Origin of the sequence: Micromonospora sp. AMSO31t, from assembly GCF_008868175.1 — a bacterium.
Classification (GTDB): domain Bacteria; phylum Actinomycetota; class Actinomycetes; order Mycobacteriales; family Micromonosporaceae; genus Micromonospora.
Genome location: NZ_WBKT01000022.1, coordinates 15,567 through 40,080 on the forward strand (window position 1 = coordinate 15,567; position 24,514 = coordinate 40,080).

21 protein-coding genes and 1 pseudogene are annotated in these 24,514 nt (G+C 72.3%); 6 read left to right on the plus strand and 16 right to left on the minus strand.

Annotation, left to right across the window (positions count from 1 at the left end; genetic code table 11):
* Positions 1-165: 165 nt before the first annotated feature.
* Positions 166-381, plus strand: a pseudogene (locus F8274_RS32565) (esterase family protein); the annotation flags it as partial.
* A 74-nt stretch (positions 382-455) separates the two neighbouring features.
* Here the strand turns inward: F8274_RS32565 and F8274_RS07955 are convergent.
* The 5 genes from F8274_RS07955 to F8274_RS07975 all read right to left on the minus strand — a co-directional run bounded on the left by F8274_RS07955 (position 456) and on the right by F8274_RS07975 (position 5,553).
* Complete coding sequence (locus F8274_RS07955; RefSeq protein ID WP_151461635.1) at positions 456-1,823, minus strand: pyridoxal-dependent decarboxylase; 1,368 nt, start codon at positions 1,821-1,823, stop codon at positions 456-458.
* A 50-nt stretch (positions 1,824-1,873) separates the two neighbouring features.
* On the minus strand, positions 1,874-2,746 hold the full coding sequence (locus tag F8274_RS07960; protein ID WP_151461636.1) for an alpha/beta fold hydrolase: 873 nt from the start codon (positions 2,744-2,746) through the stop codon (positions 1,874-1,876).
* Positions 2,747-2,863: 117 nt separating this feature from the next.
* The gene (locus tag F8274_RS07965; RefSeq protein ID WP_370518203.1) at positions 2,864-3,862 is read right to left on the minus strand and encodes a glycoside hydrolase family 11 protein; all 999 of its coding nucleotides are present in this window, start codon (positions 3,860-3,862) and stop codon (positions 2,864-2,866) included.
* 283 nt (positions 3,863-4,145) lie between these two features.
* Positions 4,146-5,111, minus strand: coding sequence for an acetylxylan esterase (locus F8274_RS07970; RefSeq protein ID WP_151461638.1), 966 nt, complete (start codon positions 5,109-5,111; stop codon positions 4,146-4,148).
* Positions 5,112-5,199: 88 nt separating this feature from the next.
* Positions 5,200-5,553 carry an acetylxylan esterase gene (locus tag F8274_RS07975; RefSeq protein ID WP_225853659.1) on the minus strand — a complete coding sequence of 118 codons (354 nt, stop codon included), beginning with the start codon at positions 5,551-5,553 and terminating at the stop codon, positions 5,200-5,202.
* Between the two features lie 3 nt (positions 5,554-5,556).
* Here F8274_RS07975 and F8274_RS07980 point away from each other — a divergent pair, with 3 nt between their 5' ends.
* Entirely contained in the window at positions 5,557-5,781 is a 225-nt protein-coding gene (locus F8274_RS07980; RefSeq protein WP_225853660.1) for a hypothetical protein, read from the plus strand.
* 49 nt (positions 5,782-5,830) lie between these two features.
* Here the strand turns inward: F8274_RS07980 and F8274_RS07985 are convergent, their stop codons facing one another.
* From F8274_RS07985 to F8274_RS08000, 4 genes are read right to left on the minus strand one after another with little or no spacing between them, the layout of a single operon-like run.
* Positions 5,831-8,155, minus strand: coding sequence for a beta-glucosidase (locus F8274_RS07985; RefSeq protein ID WP_151461640.1), 2,325 nt, complete (start codon positions 8,153-8,155; stop codon positions 5,831-5,833).
* Between the two features lie 39 nt (positions 8,156-8,194).
* Complete coding sequence (locus F8274_RS07990) at positions 8,195-9,061, minus strand: carbohydrate ABC transporter permease (RefSeq protein ID WP_151461666.1); 867 nt, start codon at positions 9,059-9,061, stop codon at positions 8,195-8,197.
* Positions 9,058-10,056, minus strand: coding sequence for a carbohydrate ABC transporter permease (locus F8274_RS07995; RefSeq protein ID WP_151461641.1), 999 nt, complete (start codon positions 10,054-10,056; stop codon positions 9,058-9,060). Before F8274_RS07995 ends, F8274_RS07990 begins: the two co-directional genes overlap by 4 nt.
* Positions 10,053-11,321, minus strand: a complete 1,269-nt coding sequence (locus F8274_RS08000) for an extracellular solute-binding protein (RefSeq protein WP_225853661.1) — start codon at positions 11,319-11,321, stop codon at positions 10,053-10,055. Before F8274_RS08000 ends, F8274_RS07995 begins: the two co-directional genes overlap by 4 nt.
* Positions 11,322-11,526: 205 nt before the next feature.
* On the opposite strand from F8274_RS08000, the gene F8274_RS08005 reads away from it, so the two are divergent.
* The gene (locus F8274_RS08005; RefSeq protein ID WP_192579749.1) at positions 11,527-12,507 is read left to right on the plus strand and encodes a LacI family DNA-binding transcriptional regulator; all 981 of its coding nucleotides are present in this window, start codon (positions 11,527-11,529) and stop codon (positions 12,505-12,507) included.
* Here F8274_RS08005 and F8274_RS08010 read toward each other — a convergent pair.
* A complete protein-coding gene (locus F8274_RS08010) occupies positions 12,498-13,586 on the minus strand; it encodes a LacI family DNA-binding transcriptional regulator (protein WP_370518204.1) in 1,089 nt (362 codons plus the stop codon). The two genes, F8274_RS08005 and F8274_RS08010, sit on opposite strands and share 10 nt — an antisense overlap.
* A 335-nt stretch (positions 13,587-13,921) precedes the next feature.
* Here F8274_RS08010 and F8274_RS08015 point away from each other — a divergent pair, with 335 nt between their 5' ends.
* On the plus strand, positions 13,922-15,115 hold the full coding sequence (locus F8274_RS08015; protein ID WP_151461645.1) for an endo-1,4-beta-xylanase: 1,194 nt from the start codon (positions 13,922-13,924) through the stop codon (positions 15,113-15,115).
* A gap of 71 nt (positions 15,116-15,186) precedes the next feature.
* Here F8274_RS08015 and F8274_RS08020 read toward each other — a convergent pair whose 3' ends face one another.
* Positions 15,187-15,648 (minus strand): YdeI/OmpD-associated family protein, encoded by a 462-nt coding sequence (locus tag F8274_RS08020; protein ID WP_151461646.1) that lies wholly within the window; start codon positions 15,646-15,648, stop codon positions 15,187-15,189.
* Positions 15,649-15,728: 80 nt separating this feature from the next.
* Between F8274_RS08020 and F8274_RS08025 the strand changes: the two genes are divergently transcribed.
* Positions 15,729-17,312 (plus strand): FAD-binding oxidoreductase, encoded by a 1,584-nt coding sequence (locus F8274_RS08025; protein ID WP_225853662.1) that lies wholly within the window; start codon positions 15,729-15,731, stop codon positions 17,310-17,312.
* A gap of 9 nt (positions 17,313-17,321) precedes the next feature.
* Here F8274_RS08025 and F8274_RS08030 read toward each other — a convergent pair whose 3' ends face one another.
* The gene (locus F8274_RS08030; protein ID WP_151461648.1) at positions 17,322-18,239 is read right to left on the minus strand and encodes an AraC family transcriptional regulator; all 918 of its coding nucleotides are present in this window, start codon (positions 18,237-18,239) and stop codon (positions 17,322-17,324) included.
* An 83-nt stretch (positions 18,240-18,322) separates the two neighbouring features.
* Between F8274_RS08030 and F8274_RS08035 the strand changes: the two genes are divergently transcribed.
* A complete protein-coding gene (locus tag F8274_RS08035; RefSeq protein WP_151461649.1) occupies positions 18,323-19,297 on the plus strand; it encodes an SDR family NAD(P)-dependent oxidoreductase in 975 nt (324 codons plus the stop codon).
* Positions 19,298-19,373: 76 nt separating this feature from the next.
* Here F8274_RS08035 and araA read toward each other — a convergent pair whose 3' ends face one another.
* Genes araA through F8274_RS08055 form a run of 4 tightly spaced genes read right to left on the minus strand, consistent with a single transcriptional unit; the run spans position 19,374 to position 24,494 of the window.
* The gene (gene araA, locus F8274_RS08040; protein WP_151461650.1) at positions 19,374-20,876 is read right to left on the minus strand and encodes an L-arabinose isomerase; all 1,503 of its coding nucleotides are present in this window, start codon (positions 20,874-20,876) and stop codon (positions 19,374-19,376) included.
* A gap of 26 nt (positions 20,877-20,902) precedes the next feature.
* On the minus strand, positions 20,903-21,892 hold the full coding sequence (gene yjfF, locus F8274_RS08045; protein ID WP_151461651.1) for a galactofuranose ABC transporter, permease protein YjfF: 990 nt from the start codon (positions 21,890-21,892) through the stop codon (positions 20,903-20,905).
* The gene (locus F8274_RS08050) at positions 21,889-22,959 is read right to left on the minus strand and encodes an ABC transporter permease (RefSeq protein WP_151461652.1); all 1,071 of its coding nucleotides are present in this window, start codon (positions 22,957-22,959) and stop codon (positions 21,889-21,891) included. The genes yjfF and F8274_RS08050 overlap by 4 nt, the downstream gene beginning before the upstream one ends.
* Positions 22,956-24,494 (minus strand): sugar ABC transporter ATP-binding protein, encoded by a 1,539-nt coding sequence (locus F8274_RS08055; protein ID WP_151461653.1) that lies wholly within the window; start codon positions 24,492-24,494, stop codon positions 22,956-22,958. Before F8274_RS08055 ends, F8274_RS08050 begins: the two co-directional genes overlap by 4 nt.
* Between the last annotated feature and the right edge of the window lie 20 nt (positions 24,495-24,514).

Genomic DNA, 24,514 nt, shown 5'->3' on the forward strand with positions numbered 1-24,514 from the left:
CCTGACCGGCACCGCGGGTGTCGCCGCGGCCGGGGCCCTCGCCGGCACCCTCACCGGGCCGTCCATGGCCAGCGCGGCCGGCGACGGCTACGGCCTGCGCATCGTGGACCGCAACGAGAACGGCGGCCGCCTGCAGTACTACCGCTTCGCCACCGACGCGATCCGGACGAGGCACGGGTCAGCGCCGACAACCCGGTCCAGTGCATCGGCAGCTATCGCAACAAGCGGATCTTCCTGGCCGGCCAGCGCGAGTTCCGGGCGGCCCTCGGGCAGGCCGGCATCCCGCACGAATGGCGGGGGGTCCCCGGAGGCCACTACTTCCGCCACGAGCTGTTCGTCCAGGACCTCGCCGGCATGCTCGGGCGGCTGCGCCGCGCAGGCCGACCCGCCGATCCACGCGCCGGGGCCGGCCACCGGCAGGACCTGACCGGTGACCGGTGCGGCCGACATCGGTGTCAGGCGGCGAGGCGGACGATCGCGGCGATCGAGCGGTCCACGTCCGCCTCGGTCGTGGCGGCGTTCGACACCGACAGGCGCATGAGGCGCCGCCCCCGCCACGTCGTGCCGCCCGCCCAGCAGGTGCCGTCCGCCTGCACGGCGGCCACCACGCGGTCGGTGCGCGCGTCGTCGCCGAAGCCGACCAGCACCTGGTTGAGGACCACCTCGTTCGCCACCTCGAATCCGGCCGCGGTCAGCCCCTCGGCGAACCGGCGGGCCAGCGCGCAGCAGCGGTCCACCAGCGCGGCGACGCCGTCACGGCCGAGTTCCCGCAGGCCCGCCCAGACGGCGAACCCCCGCGCCCGGCGCGAGGACTCGGCGGTGAGATCCGCGCCCGCCGGCGCGCCGCCGGAACCCACCAGGTACGCGGCGGCGTACGACATGGCCGCCGCGTGCACGTCCGGACGGGCGCAGAACGCGAAGGCCGAGTCGTACGGGAGGTTCAGCCACTTGTGGCCGTCGCAGGCCCACGAGTCGGCCAGCTCCAGCCCGTCCACGAGATGCCGGGTGGTCGGGCTCGCCGCGGCCCACAGTCCGAACGCGCCGTCCACATGCGCCCACCCGCCGTGCCGGTGGACCAGCTCGCACGCCTCGCGCAGCTCGTCGCAGGCGCCGGTGTTCACGTTGCCGGCCTGCAGGCACACGATGGTGGGGCCCGGGCCGTCGGCTCGCAGCACGGCCCGCAGCGATTCGAGGTCGACGGCGCCGTTCGCGCCGGTGGCCACCGGCTCCACCACGTCCGTCCCGAGGCCGAGCAGGCGCAGTGACCGGTCGATGGTGCCGTGCCGCTCGTCCCCCGCGATCACCCGGATCGGCGGCGCCCCCAGCAGCCCCCGCCGTTCCGCGTCCCAGCCCACGTCGGCGAGCACCTGGTGCCGGGCGGCGGCGAGCCCGGCGGTGTTCGCCGCCTGGGCGCCGGTGACGAACCCGACCGACGACGCTGCCGGGATCCCCAGCAGCTCCTTCAGCCAGCCGCCGGCGGCCGTCTCGGCGGCGACGGCGGCCGGCGACGTGACCGCGTTGAACGCGAGCTGGTCCCACCCGGCGGCGAGGATGTCGGCCGCGGTCGCCGCCGGCAACGCGCCGCCGACCACGAACCCGAAGTACCGGGGGCCGGCGCTGGCGACCAGGCCGGGCTCGGCCGCGGCGACCAGTTCGGCGAGCACCCGCTCGGGCGGGCAGGGAGCGGCGGGCAGCGGGCCGGAGAACGCGTCGGTCAACGCGGCGTGGTCGGCCGGCACGCCGACCGGCCGATCCGGCAACGACCGCCGGTAGTCTGCGGCGTGCTCGGCGGCCCGCCGGAACAGGGAACTCGGTTCCTCCACCGCCGCACCCTATCCCCCGGGCCGGGCCGGGCACCGGAGGCGGCAGGGCGCTAGCGGTGCACACGCCCCAGGAAGTCGCGCATCAGCGCCACCACCTCGTCGAGGTGGGTCTCCAGCAGCCAGTGGCCCCCGTCGAGCAGGTGCAGCTCCGCGTCGGGGAGGTCCCGGAGGTACGCCCGCGCCGCGCCGGCGGGCATGTAGCCGTCGTGCGGCCCCCAGACGATGAGCGTGGGCGGCCGGTGCCGACGCAGGTACGCCTGCTGGCGGGGGAACCAGTCGACAGTGGTGCGCTGGTCGGCGAGCAGGCGGGCGAGGTGCTGCGGGCCGGGCGGTCGGCCCACCTGCGCCCAGGACAGGACCCACAGGTCCGGGCTGACCCGGCCGGCGATCTCCTCCGGCAGGTCACCGACGAACTCGTCGCGGAATCCCCGTTCCGAGACGGTGGGTGCCACCGTCGCCAGGGCCTGCGGATACGGCTCGGCCCACATCTTCCTGAGCGGCGCGTACTTCGGTCCGTGCTGGTCGGGATAGATGTCGCCGTTCTGGATGACGAGGGCCGCGACCCGCTCCGGCGCGCCCAGGGCCAGGCGCAAACCGAACTGGGAGCCGTAGTCCTGGAGGTAGATGGCGTACCGCCGCAGGCCGAGGACCTCGGTGAACCGGCGCAGGAAGCCGGCGTACGCGTCGAAGGTGTAGGCGAACCGTCCCTCGTCCGCTCGCGTGTAGCCGAATCCGGGCAGGTCGGGGGCGAGGAGCCGCCACCGGTCGCCGAGCGCCGGCAGCAGGTGGCGGAACTGGAAGGACGACGACGGGTAGCCGTGCGGCAGGAGCACGACCGGGGCGTCGGCCGCGCCGGCCTCCCGGTAGAACGTCGCAATGCCGTCCACGTCGACGGTGCGGTGCGTGACCGGCGCGGCTGCCATGGCGGGGCCTACCCGTCCGCCCTCCTGGCAAACGACCGGCCATGGTCGCCCGGCCGGCCCTGGTCAGGTGGCGGGTGGGGTGCCGGCCCACCGCCGGCACCCCACCCCCGCATCGGGTCAGCCGGTCGCGCAGCTCGCGGTGGGCGTCGTGTTGTTGCCGTTCTTGTAGAGCGTGATGCCGAAGTTGTTGCCGTTGCCGTTGGGCCGGGCCGTGAGGGTGCCGCTGGTGCCGCTGATCGAGGCGTTCCAGCTGTTCTGCAGGGTCTGACCGCCGTTGGTCCGGATGGTGACGACCCAGTTGCTGCTGCCGCTGACCGAGAGGTTCACGTTGAACCGGTCGCTCCACTCGTCGGCGCGGCTGACGCTGACCGAGCAGCCGCCACCGCCGGGCGGCGGGGTGGTCGGGCCGGGGGCGGCGCCGCCCACCGTGATGTTGGAGCTGCCGCTGCTCTGGTAGCCCTCGGTGGCCAGGATCTGGTAGTCGTGGCTGCCCAGGTTCATGCCGTACCGGGCCCACGCGTCGAAGTGGTTGCCGGCGGAGATGGTGCCGCCCACCCGCTTGGACTGCCGCACGCTCCAGTACTGGTAGAAGGTCCGGGTGCCCTCGATGGAGGGCGCGTTGACCCGCTGGGTCCGGTAGATGTCGTACGTGCCGCCGTCGCTGGTGACCGTGCCCATGAACCCCTGGCCACCCGGGGGCCGGTAGGTGCCCCAGCTGTCGACGATGTAGTACTCGACGAGCGGGTTCCTCGTCCACCCGTAGAGGGTCAGGTAGGCGTTGCCGGACGGGTTGAAAGTGCCGGAGTAGGTCACCGTCCGGCGTGCGCCGGGGTTCCAGCCCTTGCCGGCGACGAAGTTGTTGACGTTGCTCCACTGGGTGCTGTACTGGCCGCCGCTACCCATGTTCATGGAGACGTTGCCGCTGTCCTTCCAGAAGGAGTAGAAGTAGCCGTTGTTCGTCCCGGTCGAGTTCGACGTCACGGTCTCGGCCTGCGCGGGGCTCGACAGCAGGGCCGTGGCGCCGGCGGTGACCAGGACGGCGGCGCAGGCGCCGCCGATGAGCATTCGGAGGCGTCCGCGTCGGGGTGTCCTCGCGCGGGCGGGGGCGTCGGTCATGTGCGTGCTTCCTCTCTCGACGGCCGGCGGCGGGGCAGGTGGCGGGCGGTCCGCAGCGGCAGGGATGGATGGATTTCGATGGCGAAAGCATCGACCGCACGTCGTCACACTGTCAACAACTTCCGGAAATGTTGCGGTGACCCCGCGGTCATCTGGGACCTCGACCCGAAGGCATCACCGCTGCTCACGGACGATCAGCGGCGGTCGCGACCCGCGGATGACGATCCGGGCGGCGGATGCGAAGGTCACGAACCGCCGCAGCGAGTCCGGAACTTCCGGGCGCTCAGCCGGCGAGGGCGGTACGCAGGAAGTCGAGGGCCGCGGCGTCGTCGTCGATCCCGCCCGCCTCGTGGCCGTTGTACCGCCACACGGCCAGCTCGGCCGGTCCCCGGTAGGCGTTGACCGCGGCGAAGACCGTGGACGGGGGCACGATCTCGTCCATCAGCGCCACGGAGAACCGCGCCGGCACGGTGGCCCGGCGGGCGAAGGCGACCCCGTCGACGTAGCCGAGGGTGCGCAGCACCTGCTTCTCCCGGTCCCGGTGCACGGCCAGGTAGTCCCGGATCTCCCGGTAGGGCGCGGCGTCGGTGATCGTCACGGCGCGCGGCATGTCGCAGAGGAACGGCACGTACGCGACCGCCGCGCGCAGGTCCGGCACCAGGGCGGCGGCCGCGAGCGCGGCCCCGCCGCCCTGGCTGTGACCGAGCACGGCGACCCGGGCGGCGTCGACGGCCGGCAGGCGGCGCGCCGCGTCGACGGCCCGCACGGCGTCGGTGAGGAAGCGGCGGTAGTAGTACCGGCGGGGGTCCTCGACGCCGCGGGTGGTCATCCCGGGGGCCTGCGGGCCGGCCCCGGCGATGTCCGGGGTGTCGCCCCGGCTCCAGCCGGAACCCTGTCCCCGCGTGTCCATCTGGAGGTGCGCGAAGCCGGCGGCGGCCCAGAGCAGGTTCTCCAACGGGTGGCCGCGTCCGCCTCCGTAGCCGACGTACTGCACGATCGTCGGCAGCGGCCCGGGCGCGTCCCGGGGCACCCGCAGCCACGCCTTCACCTGCTGCCCGGCGAAGCCCGGGAAGGTGACGTCGAAGACGTCCAGCGCGGCCAGCGGGGTGGCCACCGCGGTCACCTCGACCGGGTCGCCGCAGGACCGGGCGTCGGCGAGGGTGTCGGCCCAGAACGCGTCGAAATCCGGCGGCTCGCGCAGGTCGCTGCGGTGGGCGCGCAGCTCCGCCTCGGGCAGGTCGGTGTACACGGCCGCCTCTCAGCTCGTCGGGGTGCGCGGGTCAGCCGGCCGGAGCGGGCCGAGAGTTTCCGGAACAGTGCCGCGATCTCCCGGCACGCTAGGACCGCCCGGCCCTGTCGTCAACCGGCCGTCCGGCACCGGCCGGCGCGCCGAGCACCCGGGCCAGCCAGCGCAGCTGTCGCCGCACCTGCACGGCCTCACCGCCCTCGTGCTGGTTGAACGGGTAGCCGTGGATCTCCCGGTCCACGGGCGCCGGCCGGCCGGTGGCGGCGCCGTACTGGTGGTAGGCGGCGAACCCGGTGCTCGGTGGACAGACCCGGTCCCGCAGGCCGATCCCGAAGTGCGCGGGCGCGGCCGCCCGGCGGGCGAAGGCGACCCGTCGACGTAGGACGGGGTGCGGCGGACCCGCTGGCAGCGACCCGATGGTCGCCATGATCCGGAACGAGTTCACCGCGTGAGCCTCCCGGTCACCGCCCAGCCGGACGACGTGCACGCCGCCTGGTTGCCGCCGGAGGCGTTCCGCGCCCGCGCTGCACGGCTCGACCCGGCGGTGTACGACCGGGTGCGCGAACGCCTCGACGAACAGCTGCGCTCCGCGGAGGAGTGGCGGGAACAGGTCAACGCCTACTTCTTCCGCAAGTCCGGGGTCCCGGACGCCCGAGGACGTCCCCTGCACTGAGGGTGTGCCGGTCCGCCGGGCGTCCGCGTGGACGCCCGGCGGACCGGTCTCACCTGATCTCGGTGGTCGTCCAGCGCGGAGAGTCGGTGGTGACCGCCACGGTGTCACCGACCAGGGTGGTCAGGGCCTGCGTGTCCCGCCGCGCGCTCGTGCCGATCCAGAGTTCGACCTCGCCGGGCTCCACGACCCGGGTGAGCGTGCGGTCGGAGAAAGCCAGGCGGGTGGTGGGGACCGTCAGCTCGACGGTGACCGACTGGCCCGGGCCCAGGTGGACGCGCCGGTAGCCGAGCAGCTGCGCCACCGGCCGGGTCACCGAGGCCACCAGGTCGCGGCCGTAGAGCTGGACCACGTCGTCGCCGGCCACCGCGCCGGTGTTGGTCACGCGCACGGTCACGTGCAGCGCGCCGTCGGTCGGCGCCGTCGCCGGGGCACTGAGCCCGTCGTACGCGAACGTCGTGTAGGACAGTCCGTGACCGAACGCCGCCGCGGGGGTCGCCGGCAGGTTTGTCACCTCGCTGCCCTCGCCGAGCGTGGGGTGCAGGTAGGAGTACGGCTGCGCCCCCGCCGAACGGGGCAGGCTCACCGGCAGCCGGCCCGACGGGTTGACCCGCCCGGAGAGCACGCCCGCGATCGCTCCGGCCCCCTCCTCACCGGGGAAGAACGCCTGCACCACCGCCGCGCAGCGCGACAGTGCCCAGCCGACCGCGTACGGGCGCCCGGTGAGCAGCACGAGGACGACCGGCGTGCCGGTGGTCAGCACGGCCTCCACGAGCTCGCGCTGGACTCCGGGCAGCTCCAGGTCCTCCCGGTCGCAGCCCTCGCCGACCGTGCCGCGCCCGAAGAGGCCGGCGTGATCCCCGACGACCAGGACGGCGACCTCCGCGGCGGATGCCGTGGCCACGGCCTCCGCGAAACCGGAGCGGTCGTCGGTGTCCACGTCGCAGCCACTCGCCCAGGTGACGAGGTCGGCGCCGAACTCGACGCGCATCGCGTCGAGGGCGGTCGAGACCTCGATGCCGGTCTCCACGCCGGGATGCTGGACGAGGACGTGGTTGAGGAAGGAGTAGCACCCGAAGAGCGCGGCCTGCCGGTCCGCGTTCGGACCGATGACCGCCACGCGCCGGCCGGCGGGCAGCGGTAGGACACCCTGGTTGGCGACCAGGACGACCGACTCCTCGGCGAGGCGGCGGGCGATCGACCGGTGCTCCGGTGAGTCGAGGTCGACCGCCCGGGGCGCCTCGTCGGTGAACGTGGCGTCGAGCAGCCCGAGTTCCTGCTTCTCGCGCAGGACCCGCAGGACCGCCCGGTCGATGAGCGCCTCGTCGAGCTCGCCGGCCCGCACCCGCTCCCCCAGGGACAGATAGGCGTCGCCCGTCGGGAGTTCGACGTCGACACCGGCGGCCAGCGCCTGCGCGGCCGCCTCCGCGTGGTCGGCCGCGACGTGGTGCAGCAGGTTCAGGAAGGCCACGCCGTAGTAGTCGGACACGACCGTGCCGTCGAAGCCCCAGGCGTCCCGCAGCACGCCGGTGAGCATCGTCGGATCGGCCGCGACGGGAACGCCGTCGATCTCGGTGTAGGAGTGCATGATGCTGCGGGCGTTCCCGTCGAGAACCGCCATCTCGAACGGGAGGAACAGCACGTCGGCGAGCTCCCGGGGGCCGGCGTGCACCGGGGCGAAGTTGCGTCCGGCGCGCGACGCGGAATAGCCGGCGAAGTGCTTCAGCGTGGCGTGCACGCCCTGCGACTGGAGGCCCCGCACGTACGACGTGCCGATGGTGCCGACCAGGTAGGGGTCCTCGGCGATGCACTCGTCGACCCGGCCCCAGCGCGGGTCCCGGATGACGTCGAGCACCGGGGCGAGTCCCTGGTGGATGCCCAGCGCCCGCATCGAGGCCCCGATCGCCACGGCCATCTCGGTGACGAGCTCGGGATCGAAGGCCGCGCCCCAGCTCAGCGGGGTGGGAAAGGTCGCCGCCTTCCAGGCCGAGAGCCCGGTCAGGCACTCCTCGTGGACGATCGCCGGGATCCCCAGTCTGGTGCCCGTCACCAATTCCCGCTGGAACTTCCACAGCCAGGCCGCGCGGTCCGCGGCGTCGACCGGGCGGGTGCCGTAGGCCCGGGTGAGATGGCCCAGTCCGTGCCGGGCGAAGTCCTCGAGCTTGACGGCGTCGCCGAACTCGCCCTGCAGGGGTGCGACCGCCTCCCCGTCCTCCTTCTCCCAGAAGCCGACGAGCTGGGCGATCTTCTCCTCGATCGTCATCCGGCCGAGCAGCTCACGGATGCGCGCCTCGCCGGCGTGCCCGTCGGGCCGGTCGTGGTCGGGAGCAGCCTGGGCCGGTACCGGCCCGTCCACCACCGCGTGGACCTCAGTCATGCTGTGCCTTTCCTCTGGTTGTGCTTGTACCGCTGCCGCTCAGCCCTTGACCGCGCCCTGCAGGCCACCGACGATCTGCTTCTCGGCGAGCGTGAAGAAGAACAGCGCCGGCAGCATCGCCAGCGACGTGAAGGCGAGGACGCCGGCCGTGTCGGTGGAGAACTGGCTCGAGAAGTTCTGCACTCCCAGCGGGAGGGTGTGCAGGCTGACGTCGCCGAGGACGAGCAGCGGCAGCAGGAACGCGTTCCAACTGGCCACGAACGCGAGGACGCCGACGGTGACGATCGCGGGCCGCGACAGCGGCAGCGCGATGCGCCAGAGGAAGCCGAGCCGGCCCGCGCCGTCGATCGCGGCGGCGTCCTCCAACTCCCGGGGGATGGCGGACAGGAAGGGCCGCAGGATCACGATCGTCAGCGGCAACTGGAAGGCGACCTGCGGGAGGATCACCGCGTAGTAGGAGTTGACCAGGCCCAGGTCCCGCAGCATCAGGTAGAGCGGCAGGATCGCCGCCCCGGCCGGGAAGAGCAGCCCGAGCGTGAAGAAGGTGTAGAGCCCCTCACGCCCCCGGAAGGTGTAGCGGGCCAGCACGAAGGCGGCGGCCATGCCGAGCACCACGACGCCGAGCGTGGTGCCGAGGGCGATCACCCCGCTGTTGAACGCCTGCTGCCAGAACTTGCTCTGCGTCAGCACCCGGGTGTAGTTGTCGAAGACCCACGGGTCGGGCAGGCCGCCCGGGTCGGCGACGATCTGCGGGGTGGTGCGGAAACCGCCGACGATCACGTAGAGGATCGGCGCGATCGACACGGCCGCGACCGCGAGCGCGAGCGCGTACGTGAGCGGGGTGCCCCACGACACCGGCCGGCGCCCGGCGGACGGGGAATGGACGGGGTTCGTGGCCACGGTCAGTTCGCCCTTCTGGTGATGGCGCCCTCGATGTCCCGACGGAGGAGGAAGCGCTGGAACAGCAGCGCCGCGACGAACGAGATGACGAAGAGGATCACGGCCACCGCGTTGCCGTAGCCCCACAGCCGGGCGAAGAACCCGTTGTCCACCATGTACGTCGCCATGGTCCCGGAGGCCCCGAGTGACCGGATCGCGGGCACCGAGGTCACCCAGATCACGTCGAAGACCTGCAGCGAACCGATCATCGACAGGAACATCCAGATCCGGATCGTCGGCCCCAGCAGCGGGAGGGTGACGTGGCGCTGGGTCTGCCACCAGCTCGCGCCGTCGATCGCGGCGGCCTCGGTCAGCTCGTGCGGCACGTTCGACAGGCCGGCGAGCAGGAGGATGATCGCGAAGCCGACGTACTTCCAGGTGAGGACGAAGAGCAGCGTCCAGATGACGACGTCGAGGTCGGCGAGCCATGCCTGCACCAGGCTGTCCAGTCCCAGGGACCGCAGCAGCGCGTCGACCGTGCCGTCCTCGGCCAGGATCAGCTTCCACATGATCCCGACGGTGACCTCGGCGAGCACGTAGGGCACGAACACCAGCAGGCGGAACACGGCGCGCCCGCGGAAGCGACGGTTGAGCAGCAGCGCGATGCCCAGGGCGACCGGGCCCTGGATCAGCAGCGAACCGAACACGATGACGGCGTTGTTGCGCAGCGCGTCGAGGAAGATCGGGTCCTGGAAGGCGAGGGCGTAGTTCCTGAAGCCGACGTACTCGGTGGGTGGCCCGACGCCACGCCACCGGAACAGGCTGTAGTAGACCGCGAAGCCCATCGGCACCAGCACGAACATCACGTAGACCACGAGCGCCGGCGTCGTGAGCCCGATGATCTCGTACCACTTGCGGCGAGTCTCGGCCCGGCGGGACGACGGGCGCCCGGCGGGCCGGCGACCCGCCGGCGGCGCGGAGACGCCGCCGGCGGGGAACCGGGTTTGGTCGGTGGAGGTCACTTGCTCGCGGCTGCCTTCATCCCTGCGACGACCTGCTCCGGCGTGCCCTTGCCCGAGAAGATGCCGACGATCCCGTCGTTCATCGCGGTGCCCACGGTGCTGCCGTAGGCCGTGTCCAACCAGAGCTGGACGTAGCTCGCCTCCGACGTGGCCTGCAGGATGGACTTCAGCGCGGGGTCCGTGATGCCGGCCTCCGCTCCCTTGGCGACCGGGAGCCCGGTCCCGGTCTCGGCGTAGCCCTTCTGCACCTCGGGGCTGGCGATGTACTTGAGGAACTCGACGCACTCGGCCGGGGCCTTCTTGGCGCAGGCGAACCCGTCGCCGCCGCCGAGCGCCGCCTTGGGGTCACCGGCGGAACCGGAGATCGCCGGCACGGGGAACCAGCCGAGGAACTTCGCGAGCTTGGCCTTGTCCGTGGCGACGTTGTCCAGCGTGCCCCGGTTCCAGTCGCCCATCAGCTCCATCGCGGCCTTGCCGTTGGCGAGCAGACCGTTGGCGCTGGTCGGGTCGTTCTGGCCCGGCGTGGCGATGAAGTTGTTCTGGAACGGCTTGGTGTCGATGAAGGCCTTCAGGTCCTGGCCGGCCTTCACGAAGCACGGGTCGTCGAAGACCTTCTCCTTGGACGCCTTCTTCAGCGTGTCGACCGAGCAGGCGCGCAGCGCGAAGTTGTACCACCAGTGCGCGGCGGGCCACTTGTCACCGGCGCCCACGGCGATCGGGGTGACGTTGATGGCCTTGAGCTTCGCGACCGCGGCGTTGAGCTCTTCGAACGTGGTCGGCGGAGCACTGATGCCCGCCTGCGCGAACATGTCCTTGTTGTACCAGATGCCCTCGATGCCCATCCGGAACGGCAGGCCGTACTGCTTGCCGTCCACCTGCCAGATCTCGGCCGCACTGCCGATGTTGGCGACCTCGGTCTTGACCTGGTCGGTGATGTCCTTGAGGTATTCGGCCTCGACCTGCTCGACCATCTCGCCGCCACCCCACGACATGAAGATGTCCGGCGGGTCGTTGCTCAGCAGCGCGGCGGGGATGCGGGTGCGTTGCAGCTGGTTGGTCTCGATCGCCTCGATCTCGATCTTGACGGTCGGGTGGAGCGCGGAGAAGTCCTTGGCGACCTTCTCCCAGTAAACCTTGCCGGGCCCGTCCTGGGGGGCGTTGTGCCACCAGGTCAGGGTCACGGGGTTCTTGTACAGCTCGGTCTCGCTGGACGCCTCGTCGTCGCCGCCGCTGTTGCAACCAGCGGCGACGAGAGCGCTTGTCATAAGCAGTGCCAGAGCGGCACCCGCACGGCGCTTCGTCGCCATCGATGTCTCCTCCGTCAGGCAGTCGCGGTACTCGGCCTGCGGGGGAGTTTTACAGCCGTGAAACAGAGTGTCAATCGGTATCGATAACGTTTTCGAGTCACTCGTGACGGGGTCTGCGCAGCGGCTCTATCATCGTCGGGTGGTGTTCCCGGAGCGCGTCAAGATGTCGGATGTGGCACGTACCGCCGGCGTCTCGGTGGCGACGGTATCGAAGGTTGTCAATGGTCGGTACGGCGTGGCCCAGGCGACCGTGGAGCGCGTCCAACAGGTCATCCACGAGCTCGGCTACGAGGCCAGCCTGGGGGCGCAGAGCCTGCGCAGCCACCGCACGAACGTGCTGGGCATCCTGGTCGCCGAGTTCGAGCCGTTCTCGACCGAACTGCTCAAGGGGGCGTCCCGGGAGGTCGCCGGCAGCGGATACCAGCTGCTCGCCTACTCCAGCGGCGACGGCGAGGGCGCCGCCATCGGCTGGGAGCGGCGCTCGCTGGCCCGCCTCTCCGGGACCCTCATCGACGGCGCCGTGATCGTCACGCCGACCGTGATCGAGACCAAGCAGGGCTTCCACGTCGTGGCCGTCGACCCCCACACCGGCCCGTCCGGCCTGCCCACCGTCGACTCGGACAACTTCGCCGGCGCCGTGCTCGCCACCAACTACCTGCTGTCGCTCGGCCACCGCCGCATCGGCCACATCAGCGGACGCCCCGACCTCGAGTCGGCGCGCCTGCGCGAGGCGGGCTTCCGCAAGGCCATGGCCGACGCCGACGTGGCGGTGGACGAGAGGATCGTGCGCGTCGGCGGGTTCCGGACCGAGAGCGCCGCCGGTACGGCCGCGGCACTGCTCTCGCTCCCGGACCGACCGACGGCGATCTTCGCCGGAAACGACCTCTCGGCGATCTCCACGATGGACGTCGCGCGGAGCATGGGCCTCACGGTGCCCGACGACCTGTCCGTCATCGGCTTCGACAACGTCCCGGAGTCGGCGCTGGTGAACCCCCCGCTGACCACGATCATGCAACCGCTGCAGCGCATGGGGGCCGAGGCGCTGCGCCTGCTCATCGACCTGATCGCCGGCGTCGAGCGGGACACACACATCCGGCTCCCCACCGAGCTGGTCGTCCGGGCCTCGTGCCGTCCCTACCGGTGATGCCGCGGTGCACTCGTAGCCACTCGCGCCGGATCTGACGGCCGGGCGGCCAGCGGGGCTGCGCTGTCCCGGACGACGAGTTGGGTGGCCAGCTCCACCCGCGGGCTCTCGATCCGCTCACCCTGAGCCAGGCGCAGGACCGTGCGGGCGGCGAGCAGACCCATCTTCGCGAGGGGCTGCCGGATGGTGGTCAACGGCGGAGAGCACCACCGGACCTCCGGCAGGTCGTCGAAGCCGACGACGCTGACGTCGTCGGGCACCCGCAGGCCCCGCCGTCGGACGGCCTCGTAGACGCCGAGGGCCATCTGGTCACTGGCGGCGAAGATCGCGGTGGGCGGGTCGGGCAGGCGCAGCAGGTGGTTACCGGCGGCGAACCCGCCCTCGTGGTAGAAGTTGCCCGGGTGGATCAGCTCCTCGTCGACGCGGAGGCCGGCGGTCTCCAGTGCCGCCCGGTAGCCGTCGAGCCGCGCCCGGCTGCACATCAGCTGCGGCGGCCCGGCGACGAAGCCGATCCGCCGGTGGCCGAGACCGAGCAGGTATTCGGTCGCGCGCAGGCTGCCCACCCAGTTGGTCGCGCCGATCGTGTGCGCCTCCTGCGGGGGCACCCCCACCGGGTCGACGATGACGACGGGGATGTTGAGGCGGCGCAGCTCGGCCTGCAGCGGCGGCTCCAGGGTGGAGGTCACGAAGATGACGCCCTGGGTGGAGCGGGTGCGCAGGTTGTTCAGCCACTGCCTGGCCGAGGAGCTGCGCCGGTGGATCGCGGAGACCACGGTGCCGATGCCGGCCGCGTGCGCGACGTCCTCGACCCCACGGATGATCTCGACCGCCCAGGGGCTGTCCAGGTCGTTGAAGACCAGGTCGATCAGGCCGGAGCTGGGCCGCGCGCTCGGCCTGCGGCGGCGGTAGCCGTGCCGGGTCAACAGCTCCTCGACCCGTTCCCGGGTGCGCGGCGCGACGTCGGAGCGGCCGTTGACAACCCGCGACACCGTGGGCACCGACACGCCGGCCAGCCGCGCGATCGCGGCGATGGTGACTTTCCGGGGCTCGTCCGAGGCCACCTGTCGCCCCTTCGTCATCGACTTCCGGTCGGGTGCCGGTACTTTTCGATCGCTTGAGGGCAAGGTAGAACCTGCCGCGTGTCGGGTCAAGGCCCTGCCAGGCCTGCTCGGCGGCCACCGCGGCCCTGACGCCCGGCCGGTCCGGGCGGTCTCGGACGACGGTTGACGACGGGGATCGACGCTCGTATTGTTCCGGCCAGTTACCGGGAATTTGCCCGGAAGTATCGACCGGGCCGGCTCGAACACAGCTCCCCGCACCGTCCCTCTCATCGGCGTCCGGCGCGTCACCTGCTCACACCCCCGCGCCCTCTCGGTCGACGTCCCGGTCGACCCGTTGCACACCGGAGAAGCCCATGAAACTGCGACGATGGATAGCCGCCGGCGCGGTCGCCGTGGCCGCCGCCGCCACTCTCAGCAGCCCGCCGGCGACGGCCGGCCGGCCGTACGACCCGGCCGACCAGAGCCTGCGCAACCTCGCGCTGCGCCACGGGCTGGCCATCGGCACGGCCGTCGACATGGCCGCCCTCGACGACCCCGCCGACCCGCGGTACCGCCAGCTCGCGGCGTCGGAGTTCTCCACGGTCACCGCGGAGAACGTGATGAAGTGGGAGAGCCTGGAGCCGACCCGCGGCACCTACAACTGGGCGCCGGCCGACCGGCTCCTCGCCTTCGCCAAGCAGAACAACCAGCGCGTACGCGGGCACGTCCTGGTCTGGCACAACCAGCTGCCCGGCTGGCTGACCGCCGGCGTGGCCGACGGCTCCATCAGCGACACCGAGCTGCGGGACATCCTGCGCCGGCACATCACCGCCGTGGTCACCCACTTCAAGGGCCGGATCTGGCAGTGGGACGTGGTCAACGAGGCGGTCAGCGACCCCTGGGACACCCCGTCGACCCTGCACTACAAGGGGTTCTGGGCCCAGCACCTCGGCCCCGGCTACATCGCCGACGCCTTCCGCTGGGCCCGCGCCGCCGATCCGCACGCCCTGCTGTTCTACAACGACTACAACATCGAGGCCTTCGGCTCGCGCGACCCGGCGAACGACAAGACCCAGTTCGTGTACGACATGGCCAAGAGCCTGCTGGCCCAGCGCGTGCCGATCGACGGCATCGGCAGCCAGGGCCACCTCGGCACCCAGTACGGCAACTTCGACACCCTCCAGGTCGCCGAGGCGCTGCGGAGGTTCGCCGGGTTGGGGCTGGCCACCGCGTTCACCGAGGTCGACGTGCGCAGCCAGCTCACCGAGGGAGTCCAGGCGGGCGACTCGAACGAGATCAACCCGCGGCTGCAGGCCTCGGCGGCGAACTTCAGCGTGCTGCTGCAGGCCTGCCTGGCCGAGCGGCGCTGCCTGTCGTTCACCGTCTGGGGATTCACCGACAAGCACTCCTGGGTGCCCGGCTGGTTCTCCGACCCGCCGGAGGGGCTGGCCACCATCTACGACGAGAACTACCAGCCCAAGCGGGCGTACCAGCTCATGAAGGCCGACCTGATCTACAGCGGACCGCCGTACGTCCTGCCGCGCGCCCCGCAGCGGCCGCGCCGGTAGGCGTGGCGGTCCGGGCGGGACGCGTCGCGCGACCCGTCCCGCCCGGACCGCTGCCGGCGGTGCCGGCGTGCTCAGCGGTGCTGGCCGGCGCGGAGCATCTCGATGGTCTTCGTGACGCGCTGCGCCCGGGTGGCCTCCCGCTTGGCCTCGGTGACCCAGCGGACGAACTCCTTGCGGTGCGAGGGGGCCAGCGCCGCGAACGCCGCCTGCGCCTCGCCGTCACCGGCGAGAGCGGCGGCCAGGTCCTCGGGCACCTCGACGCTGCGGGCCTGCTCGTCGAGGGCGATGGCGACCGCGTACGTCGCCCCGATGCTCACCCCCGCCTGTTCCCGCGCCGCGCGGGACAACCCGATCAGGTTCTCCCCGCCCATCCGGGCCAGGCGCAGCGGGAGCGTCACCCCGTTGACACTCACCCGCACGGGGAACGCCTTGCGCCCCTCCCCCACGACGGACACCTGCTCGTCGGACAGGACGAACGCTCCCGCCGGACCGCGCCGCTCCAGCGCCAACGTCAACGCGAGGGTCTCGGCCATGCCCGTCATCCTAGTCGCCGGCACCCCGAGGGGCGATCAAGGACGGGCGATCGCGGTGATCGATGGATACCGTCATGGCCATGGCCGACGCTGCGACCGCCCGCGCCCGCTCCTGGTGGGGCTGGGGCTGGGCGGACGAACACCCCGACGACGCCGAATGCGCGGCACTGGGAGCACTCCTCCCCGGTACGCTCCCGCGCCCGCTGCCCGTCCCTCGGGTCCCCGACCTGCGGATTCCCCGGCCGGCCGTCGAGCCGCCGCGCAGCCTCGCGCACCTCGTCACCGCCGACCCCGAGGCGCGCGCCGCGCACGCCATGGGCAAGGCGTACCGGGATGTCATCCGCGCCCTGCGCGGCCGCCCCGGGCGGATACCCGACCTGGTCGCCCGGCCGGCGGGCGACCGGGACGTGGCCGACCTGCTGGAGTGGGCCGGCGACCGCGGCGTGGCCGTGATCCCCTACGGCGGGGGCTCCTCGGTGACCGGCGGCGTGGAGTACCGCGGCGACGCGCACCGGGCGGTGGTGTCGCTCGACCTGACCGCGATGGACCAGGTGGTGGAGGTCGACACCGACAGCCAGGCCGCGCGCATCCAGGCCGGCGTCCTCGGCCCGGCGCTGGAGAACCAGCTCCGGCCGCACGGCCTGACGCTGCGGCACTTCCCGCAGAGTTTCGAGTTCTCCACCCTCGGCGGCTGGCTCGCCACCCGGGCGGGCGGTCACTACGCCACGGTCCACACGCACATCGACGACTTCGTGCAGTCGCTGCGGGTGGTCAGCCCGGCCGGCGCCGGCACGTCGTGGCAGGTGCCCGCCTCGGGCGCCGGACCGTCTCCCGACCGGCTGTTCCTCGGCTCCGAGGGCGCCCTGGGCGTGATCACCGAGGCGTGGATGCGCCTGCAGGAGCGCCCCCGGCACAAGGCTTCCGCGTCGGTCCGTTTCGCCGACTTCGCCGCCGCGCTGCGCGGGGTTCGTGCGATCGCCCGGTCCGGCCTCTCCCCGGCCAACTGCCGCCTGCTCGATGCCGGCGAGGCCGCGCTGTCCGGCGCCGCTCCGGACGGCTCGTCCGTCCTCGTCCTCGGCTTCGAGTCGGCCGCCGTGCCGGTGGACGCCGCTCTCGCCCAGGCGCTGGACCTGGCCCGCGCACACGGTGGCACGCCCTCCTCGGGCCCCCGCCGTCGGGGCGACGAGGCGGTCGGCGCCTGGCGCTCGGCGTTCCTCCGGATGCCGTACCTGCGCGACGGCCTCGCCCGGATGGGTGCGGTCGTCGAGACGTTCGAGACGGCCGCCACCTGGAACCGGCTACCCGCGCTGATCGACGCCGTCCGGGACGAGGTCGGCGCCGCCGCACGGCGGGCCACCGGCCATCCCGCCATGATCAACTGCCGCCTCACCCACGTCTATCCGGACGGGGCGGCGCCCTACTTCACCGTGCTCGCCGGCGGCCGGCCCGGCGACGAGGTCGCCGTCTGGGACCACCTCAAGGACGTCGCGACCGACGTCCTGCACCGCCATCACGCCACCATCACCCACCACCACGCCGTCGGCCGCGACCACCGCCCCGGCTATGACCGACAGCGCCCCGAACCGTTCGCCCTGGCCCTGCGCGCCGCGAAGGCCGCGCTCGATCCGCACGGGATCCTCAACCCCGGGGTGCTCGTGGACTGAGCCGCACCCCTAGCCCGCCGGTGCCGCGGCCGCGCGGTACGCCCGCGGCGAGAGACCGACGGCGCGTTTGAAGGCGACGCTGAAGGCGCTCTCCGAGCCGTACCCGACGTCGCGGGCGATGGTGGCGACGGTGCCGTCACCGCGGCGGATGCGGTCGGCCGCGAGTTCGATGCGCCACGCGGTGAGGTACTCCAGCGGGCCCTGGCCGACCACCTGCTTGAACCGGGCCGCCAGGGTGGAGCGGGAGACCGCCGCGCTGCGGGCCAGCTCGGCGACCGTCCAGGGGTGGGCGGGCCGGGCGTGCATCCGCCGCAGGACGGTCGCCACGGTGGGATCGCTCAGGCCGGCCAGCCAGCCCGAGGTGTGCCCGGTGTCCCGGGTGAGGGACAGGCGCAGGATCCGCACGAGCATGACGACCGCCAGGTGCTCGGCGACAAGTCGCGCCCCCGCCGCGTCCTGCCGCAGTTCCGCGTCGATCTCGTCGACCGCCCGTCGCACGGTCGCGGCCTCCGGCGTCTCGGCCGCCACCCGGATGACCGGCGGCAGGCCGTCGAGCAGCAGGGCCTGGGCGCGGTCGGTGAAGGAGAACGCGCCGCCGATGAGGAACACCTCGTCGCCGGTGCCGGCACGGGCCACGCCGTCGGCGGCCACGGTGAACAGGGGCACCGCCGGTTCGGTCGGCAGGCTCAGGTCACTTGCCAGCGTGAACGCGACCGGCCGGGTCAGCAGGAAGCAGTCACCCGCGCGGAGCCGGAGGGGTTCCGGCACCCCGTCCACCCGAAGCCAGCAGGCGCCCCGGCGTACGACGTTGAACTTCACGCCCGCGGGCGGCGGGAACCGGACGGCCCACGATCCGCCGGCGGACATACTGGCGGAAAGGTGGCTCGTCGCCCCGATCAGCGAGAGAACATCCTCCAGCGGATCCACGCGACCTCCCTCGGACGCTGGCTAAACTTTCCCGGACGGCAAACTATAGGCCGTCCAGGTCCGCAGGTCGTAGCGTTGCCGTCATGACAGAGAGCACACGCCTGACCACCCCATTCACCGCCCGCGCCACCGCCGAGGAGATCATCGACGGCGTCGACCTCACCGGGCGTCGCATGATCGTCACCGGCGGCGCCTCCGGCATCGGCCTGGAGACGGTCCGCGCCCTCGCCCGTGCCGGCGCGGAGGTCACCGTGGCGACGCGCGACCCCGCCCGCGCCGACGACCTGGTGGCCGAGTTCGCCGGCCCCGGGCCGGGCACGGTCCGGGCCGCCGCGCTCGACCTGGCCGACCTCGACTCCGTCGACGCCTTCGTCGCCGGCTGGACCGGGCCGTTGCACGTCCTGATCGCGAACGCCGGAATCATGGCGCTGCCGGACCGCCGGCTGACCCCGGAAGGCTGGGAACTGCAGCTGGCCACCAACCACCTCGGGCACTTCGCGCTCGCCCGGGGCCTGCACGACCACCTCCGGTCCGCCGGCTCCGCGCGGGTCGTCGTGGTCAGCTCGGGCGCACAGCTCCGGGCCGGCGTCGACTTCGACGACCCCCACTTCGCCCGCCGCCCGTACGACCCGTGGACCGCGTACAGCCAGTCCAAGACCGCCGACGTCCTGCTCGCCGTCGGCATCGCCCGGCGCTGGGCCGCCGACGGGATCACCGCCAACGCCCTGGCCCCGGGCGTCATCATCACCAACCTGCAACGCCACCTCGGCGCGGACACCCTGCGCACCTTCGGGGTGACGACCGACGAGGCGGGCACCGTGACGGTGCCGGACCACTACAAGACCCCGGCCCAGGGCGCCGCCACCACCGTGCTGCTGGCCGCGTCGCCGCTGGTCGAAGGCGTCACCGGCCGCTACTTCGAGGACAACCAGGAGTCGGAGGTGGTTCCCGGCGGCCCGGACCCGATGACCGGGGTGGCCGAGCACGCGGTGGACGTCACCGCCGCCGACCGGCTCTGGGCGTACGCCGAGAGCACCCTCGCCTCCCGCCGCGCGTGACCGCGCGCCGCTGGACCGGTCGAGCGGCGGACGAGGCCGTCGTCGTTCAGCCGTCGGATCGCGGCCGCCGGCCGGGTCAGAGCCCCCGGGCGAGCCGGTAGTACGCCTGGTTCCAGCGGATCTCCTCGGCGAAGCGGCGCGGTTCGGTGTCGGCGTCGATGACGACCAGCTCGGTGCGGCTCATCTCGGCCAGGTCGTGCAGCTCCTCCACCCCCACGGCCTGCGACAGCACGGTGTGGTGCGGGGCCCCGGCGGTGATCCACGCCTCGGCGGAGCCGGCCAGGTGCGGGCGGGGGCGCCAGACGGCCCGGGCGACCGGCAGCCGGCGCAGCGGGTGTGGCGGCGCCACCACGTCGACCTCGTTGGCGACGAGCCGGAACCGCTCCCCCATGTCGGCCAGGCCCAGCACGACGGCGGGACCGGGCGCGGCGTCGAAGACCAGCCGTACCGGGTCCTCCCGCCCACCGATGCTCAGCGGGTGGATCTCGACGGAGGGGGTGCCCGCGGCGATGCTCGGGCACACCTCGAGCATGTGCGCGCCGAGGACCAGTTCCCGGCCCGGGGTGAGGTCGTAGGTGTAGTCCTCCATGAACGAGGTGCCGCCGTCGACCCCGACCGCCATCGCCTTGACGGTGTGCACCAGGACGGACGTCTTCCAGTCGCCCTCGCCGCCGAAGCCGTATCCGTCGGCCATCAGGCGTTGCACCGCGATGCCCGGCAGTTGGCGCAGCCCGCCGAGGTCCTCGAAGTTGGTGGTGAAGGCGCCGAATCCGCCGGCTTCGAGGAAGGCGCGCAGCCCCAGCTCCAGCCGGGCGGCGTAGCGCAGGGACCGGTGGCGGTCGCCGCCGGGGCGCAGCTCGGCCACCAGCCGGTAGCTGTCGTCGTACTCCTTGACCAGGTCGTCCACCCGCGCGTCGGCGACCTCGTCGACCACCTGGACGAGGTCGTTCACCCCGTAGGTGTTGACGGAGACACCGAAGCGCAGCTCCGCCTCCACCTTGTCCCCCTCGGTCACCGCGACGTCGCGCATGTTGTCGCCGAAGCGGGCCAGCCGCAGCGACCGCATGGCCGACCAGCCGATCGCCGCCCGCGACCAGGCGCCCACCCGGGCCACCACGCGCGGGTCGCTGACGTGCCCCGCGACGGTCTTGCGGGCCACACCGAGGCGGGTCTGGATGAACCCGAACTCCCGGTCGCCGTGCGCGGCCTGGTTGAGGTTCATGAAGTCCATGTCGATCTCGTCCCACGGCAGCAGGACGTTGGCCTGGGTGTGCAGGTGCAGCAGCGGCGTCCGCAGCGCGTCCAGGCCGGCGATCCACATCTTCGCCGGTGAGAAGGTGTGCATCCAGGCGATCACGCCGACGGCCCCCTGTGCGGCGGCGTCCCGGCACACCCGCAGGATGTCGCCGCTGGTGGTCAGGACCGGTTTCCAGACGACCCGGGCGGGGATGTGCGGCGAGCCGTCGAGCGCCGCCGCGATCTGCCGCGACTGGTCGGCCACCTGGCGCAGGGTGTCCTCGCCGTACATGGCCTGGCTGCCGGTCAGGAACCAGATCTCAGGCTCAGCGTGCGATGCCATGGGGTTGCCTTCCGCGAGATGGTCGGTCACTTGTAGCGGATTCCGATCAGACGTTGGAGCAGGATGAACGCGAAGAGCAGGCCGCCGATCACGATCTTGGTCCACCACGAGTTGAGGCTGCCGTCGAAGGTGATCAAGGTCTGGATGACCCCGAGGACCAGCACCCCGAGCACGGTGCCGAAGACGTAGCCGGCGCCGCCGGTCAGCACCGTCCCGCCGATGACGACGGCGGCGATGACGTCGAGTTCCATGCCGACGCCGATCAGCGGGGCGCCGGAGAGCGTGTAGAAGGACAGCAGGATCCCGCCGATCGCCGCGCAGAGGCCGCTGATCGTGTAGACGGCGATCCGGGTCCGGCCCACCGGCAGGCCCATGAGCAGCGCCGACTGCGCGTTGCCGCCGACGGCGTACACGTTGCGGCCCAACCGGGTGTAGGCCAGCGTGTACGCGGCGACGGCGACCACGGCGAAGGCGATGAGCACGCTGATCGAGACGAAGTTGCCGCCGGGGTCGCCGATGCGTTGCTGGGACATCCGGGTCCAGAACCCGTCGGTGATCGGGATCGACGAGCCGCTGATGAAGGTGCACATGCCGCGGGCGAAGAACATCCCGGCGAGGGTGACGATGAACGGCTGGATGTCGAAGAAGTGGATCACACAGCCCATGAGGAAGCCGAGCGTCGGCCCGATGAGCAGCGCCACGAGCAGCACCAGCGCCGCCGGCAGGCCCTCGCGCAGCAGGAACGCCGACACCATCGCGGTCATCGCGACGACCGAGCCGACGGAGAGGTCGATCCCCCCGGTGAGGATCACGAAGGTCATCCCGACGGCGACGACGAGCAGGAAGCCGTTGTCGATGAAGACGTTGAAGACGACCTGGACGTTCGAGAACGCGCGGTACTGGGACACGCCGACGCCGTACAGGACCAGCAGCAGGGCGAGGGTGGCCAGCACCGGGACGTGCCGCCGGGGAAGGCGTGCCCGGGTGCGGGCGGCCAGCAGGGAGAGCGTCGTCATGCCGGCACCTGCTCCTTCGGCTGCTCGGTGACGGAGGTGGGCCCGGCCGCCGGGGCTCGGCGTCGGGTGAAGCGGGCGCGGAAGCCGGGCGCCTGGATGAGGCAGACCGCGATGACCACGACCGCCTTGAACAGCAGGGAGGTCTGGGGCGAGATGTTCATGGCGTACACCGTGGTGGTGAGGGTCTGGATGAGCAGGGCGCCGAGGATGGTGCCGCCGAGGGAGAACCGGCCGCCCGCCAGGGAGGTGCCGCCGATGACCACGGCGAGGATCGCGTCCAGCTCGACCCAGAGGCCCGCCGCGTTGCCGTCGGCGCTGGACACGTTGGCCGTCATCATGAAGCCGGCGACCGCGGCGCAGGCCGCGCTGATCACGTAGACGAGGAACGTGATCCGCGCGGACCGGATGCCGGCCAGGCGGCTGGCCTGCGCGTTGCCCCCGACCGACTCGATGATCAGGCCGAGGGCGGTGCGCCGGGTCACCGCGGCGACCAGGAGAGCCGCGGCGAGGGCGAGGAAGATGGCCAGCGGCAGGGTCAGCAGGTGACCGACGCCGATCGCCTTGTACGGGTCCGAGTTGATGGTCAGGATCTGCCCCTCGGTGATCAGCTGGGCCAGGCCCCGGCCGGCGACCATGAGGATGAGGGTGGCGATGATCGGCTGGATGCCGATGACCGCGACCAGCACGCCGTTCCAGGCGCCGAGCACGAGGGCCACCCCCAGACCCAGGGCCAGGGCGGTCAGCACGGCGCCGAGGCTGTTCTGGTCGGGCTGCTGGCTGATGTGCAGGCAGGCGATGGCGCCGCTGATGGCACAGAGCGAGCCGACCGAGAGGTCGATGCCGCCGGTGGCGATCACCAGCGTCATGCCGAGGGCGACCAGGATCAGCGGCGCGCTCAGCCGGAGGATGTCGATCAGGCTGCCGTACAGGTGACCGTCGCGCATCTGCACCGACAGGAAGCCGGGACGGTAGACGGTGTTGGCGGCCAGCATGCCGACGAGGACGACGACCGGCCAGAAGAGCCGGTGTGTCGTCAGCCCCCGGTAGCCGGCCGTGCGGTTGCTCATGACGGCACCTCCTCGTGCCCGGTGCCGGCCGCGATGGTCTGCATGATCCGGTCGGCGTCGACGCTCGGGTCGTTGGTGAGTCGCGCGACCATCTCCAGGTCGCGCATGACGGCGATGGTGTGGCTGAGGCGGAGCACCTCCTCCAGCTCGGCGGAGACGAACAGCACCGCCATACCGCCGTCGGAGAGCTGCGCGACCAGCCGCTGGATCTCGGTCTTGGCGCCGATGTCGATGCCCCGCGTCGGCTCGTCGAGGATCAGCAGGCGCGGCTCCGTGATGAGCCAGCGCGCGAGCAGGACCTTCTGCTGGTTGCCGCCGGACAGGTTGCCCACCGGGATGTCGGGGTCGGCCGGGCGGATGCTCAGGGCCCGCACGTACCGTTCGACCAGCTCGTCCTGCCGGCGCCGGGGCACGGGCCGGAGCCAGCCCCGGGCGGCCTGCAGGGCCAGGATGATGTTCTCCCGCACGGACAGCTCGGCGACGATGCCCTCGGCCCGCCGGTTCTCGGAACAGAAGCCGATGCCGTGGCCGATGGCGGTCACCGGGGTACGCAGTGTCGTGGGTGTGCCGTGCACCCGGACGGTGCCGTGGTCGGCACGGTCGGCGCCGAACAGCAGCCGCGCCACCTCGGTACGGCCCGAGCCGAGCAGCCCGGCGAGGCCGACCACCTCGCCCTCGTGGATGGTGAGGTCGAACCGCGCGACCGCCGAGCGGCGCCCCAGCTCGCGTACGTCCAGCAGCGGTGCGCCCTCCGCCGGCGCGGCGTCGTGCCGGGACTGCTCGTCGAGTCGCTCCAGCACCCGCAGTTCCTTGCCGATCATCTTCTCCACCAGGCCGAGCTGGGGAAGCTGGCTCGTCGGGTACTCGCCGACGAGCTGGCCGTTGCGCAGCACCGTGATCCGGTCGGCGATCTCGTAGACCTGGTCCAGGAAGTGGGTGACGAACAGGATCGCGAGGCCGTCGTCGCGCAGCTGCCGCATGACCCGGAACAGCTGGGCGACCTCAACGGCGTCGAGGCTGGAGGTGGGCTCGTCGAGGACCAGCACCCGCGCCTCGATGTCGATGGCGCGGGCGATCGCCACCATCTGCTGCACGGCCAGCGAGTAGCTGCCGAGCTGCGCGTTGACGTCGATGTCGAGGTCCAGCCGGGCCAGGAGAGAGCGGGCGCGGCGGCGCATCTCCGCCCACCGCACCGCGCCGAGCCGGCGGGGCTCCCGGCCGATGAAGATGTTCTCCGCCACCGAGAGGTTGGTGCAGAGGTTGACCTCCTGGTAGACGGTGCTCACCCCGGCGGCGGTGGCCTGCATCGGGCCGGTGAAGGACACCGCCTCGCCGCCGAGCGTGACGGTGCCGTGGTCGGCGCTGTAGACGCCGGTCAGCACCTTGATGAGGGTCGACTTGCCGGCGCCGTTCTCGCCCATCAGGGCGTGCACCTCGCCGGGGAGGAGGCGGAAGTCCACGCCGTCGAGCGCCCGTACCCCCGGGAAGGACTTGCTGATCCCGGTCATTGTCAGCACTGGATGGCTACCCGTCATGCCACCGGGTCCTTTCCTGG

Excerpts from the sequence above, each read along its gene's own strand:
- F8274_RS07960 (WP_151461636.1), bottom strand. The coding sequence starts at position 2,746 with ATGGCAGCCGCGCCGGTCACGCACCGCACCGTCGACGTGGACGGCATT.
- F8274_RS07965 (WP_370518203.1), bottom strand. The coding sequence starts at position 3,862 with ATGACCGACGCCCCCGCCCGCGCGAGGACACCCCGACGCGGACGCCTC.
- F8274_RS07985 (WP_151461640.1), bottom strand. The coding sequence starts at position 8,155 with ATGACTGAGGTCCACGCGGTGGTGGACGGGCCGGTACCGGCCCAGGCT.
- F8274_RS08000 (WP_225853661.1), bottom strand. The coding sequence starts at position 11,321 with ATGACAAGCGCTCTCGTCGCCGCTGGTTGCAACAGCGGCGGCGACGAC.
- F8274_RS08005 (WP_192579749.1), top strand. The coding sequence starts at position 11,527 with ATGTCGGATGTGGCACGTACCGCCGGCGTCTCGGTGGCGACGGTATCG.
- F8274_RS08010 (WP_370518204.1), bottom strand. The coding sequence starts at position 13,586 with ATGACGAAGGGGCGACAGGTGGCCTCGGACGAGCCCCGGAAAGTCACC.
- F8274_RS08015 (WP_151461645.1), top strand. The coding sequence starts at position 13,922 with ATGAAACTGCGACGATGGATAGCCGCCGGCGCGGTCGCCGTGGCCGCC.
- F8274_RS08020 (WP_151461646.1), bottom strand. The coding sequence starts at position 15,648 with ATGGCCGAGACCCTCGCGTTGACGTTGGCGCTGGAGCGGCGCGGTCCG.
- F8274_RS08025 (WP_225853662.1), top strand. The coding sequence starts at position 15,729 with ATGGCCGACGCTGCGACCGCCCGCGCCCGCTCCTGGTGGGGCTGGGGC.
- F8274_RS08035 (WP_151461649.1), top strand. The coding sequence starts at position 18,323 with ATGACAGAGAGCACACGCCTGACCACCCCATTCACCGCCCGCGCCACC.
- araA (WP_151461650.1), bottom strand. The coding sequence starts at position 20,876 with ATGGCATCGCACGCTGAGCCTGAGATCTGGTTCCTGACCGGCAGCCAG.
- yjfF (WP_151461651.1), bottom strand. The coding sequence starts at position 21,892 with ATGACGACGCTCTCCCTGCTGGCCGCCCGCACCCGGGCACGCCTTCCC.
- F8274_RS08050 (WP_151461652.1), bottom strand. The coding sequence starts at position 22,959 with ATGAGCAACCGCACGGCCGGCTACCGGGGGCTGACGACACACCGGCTC.
- F8274_RS08055 (WP_151461653.1), bottom strand. The coding sequence starts at position 24,494 with ATGACGGGTAGCCATCCAGTGCTGACAATGACCGGGATCAGCAAGTCC.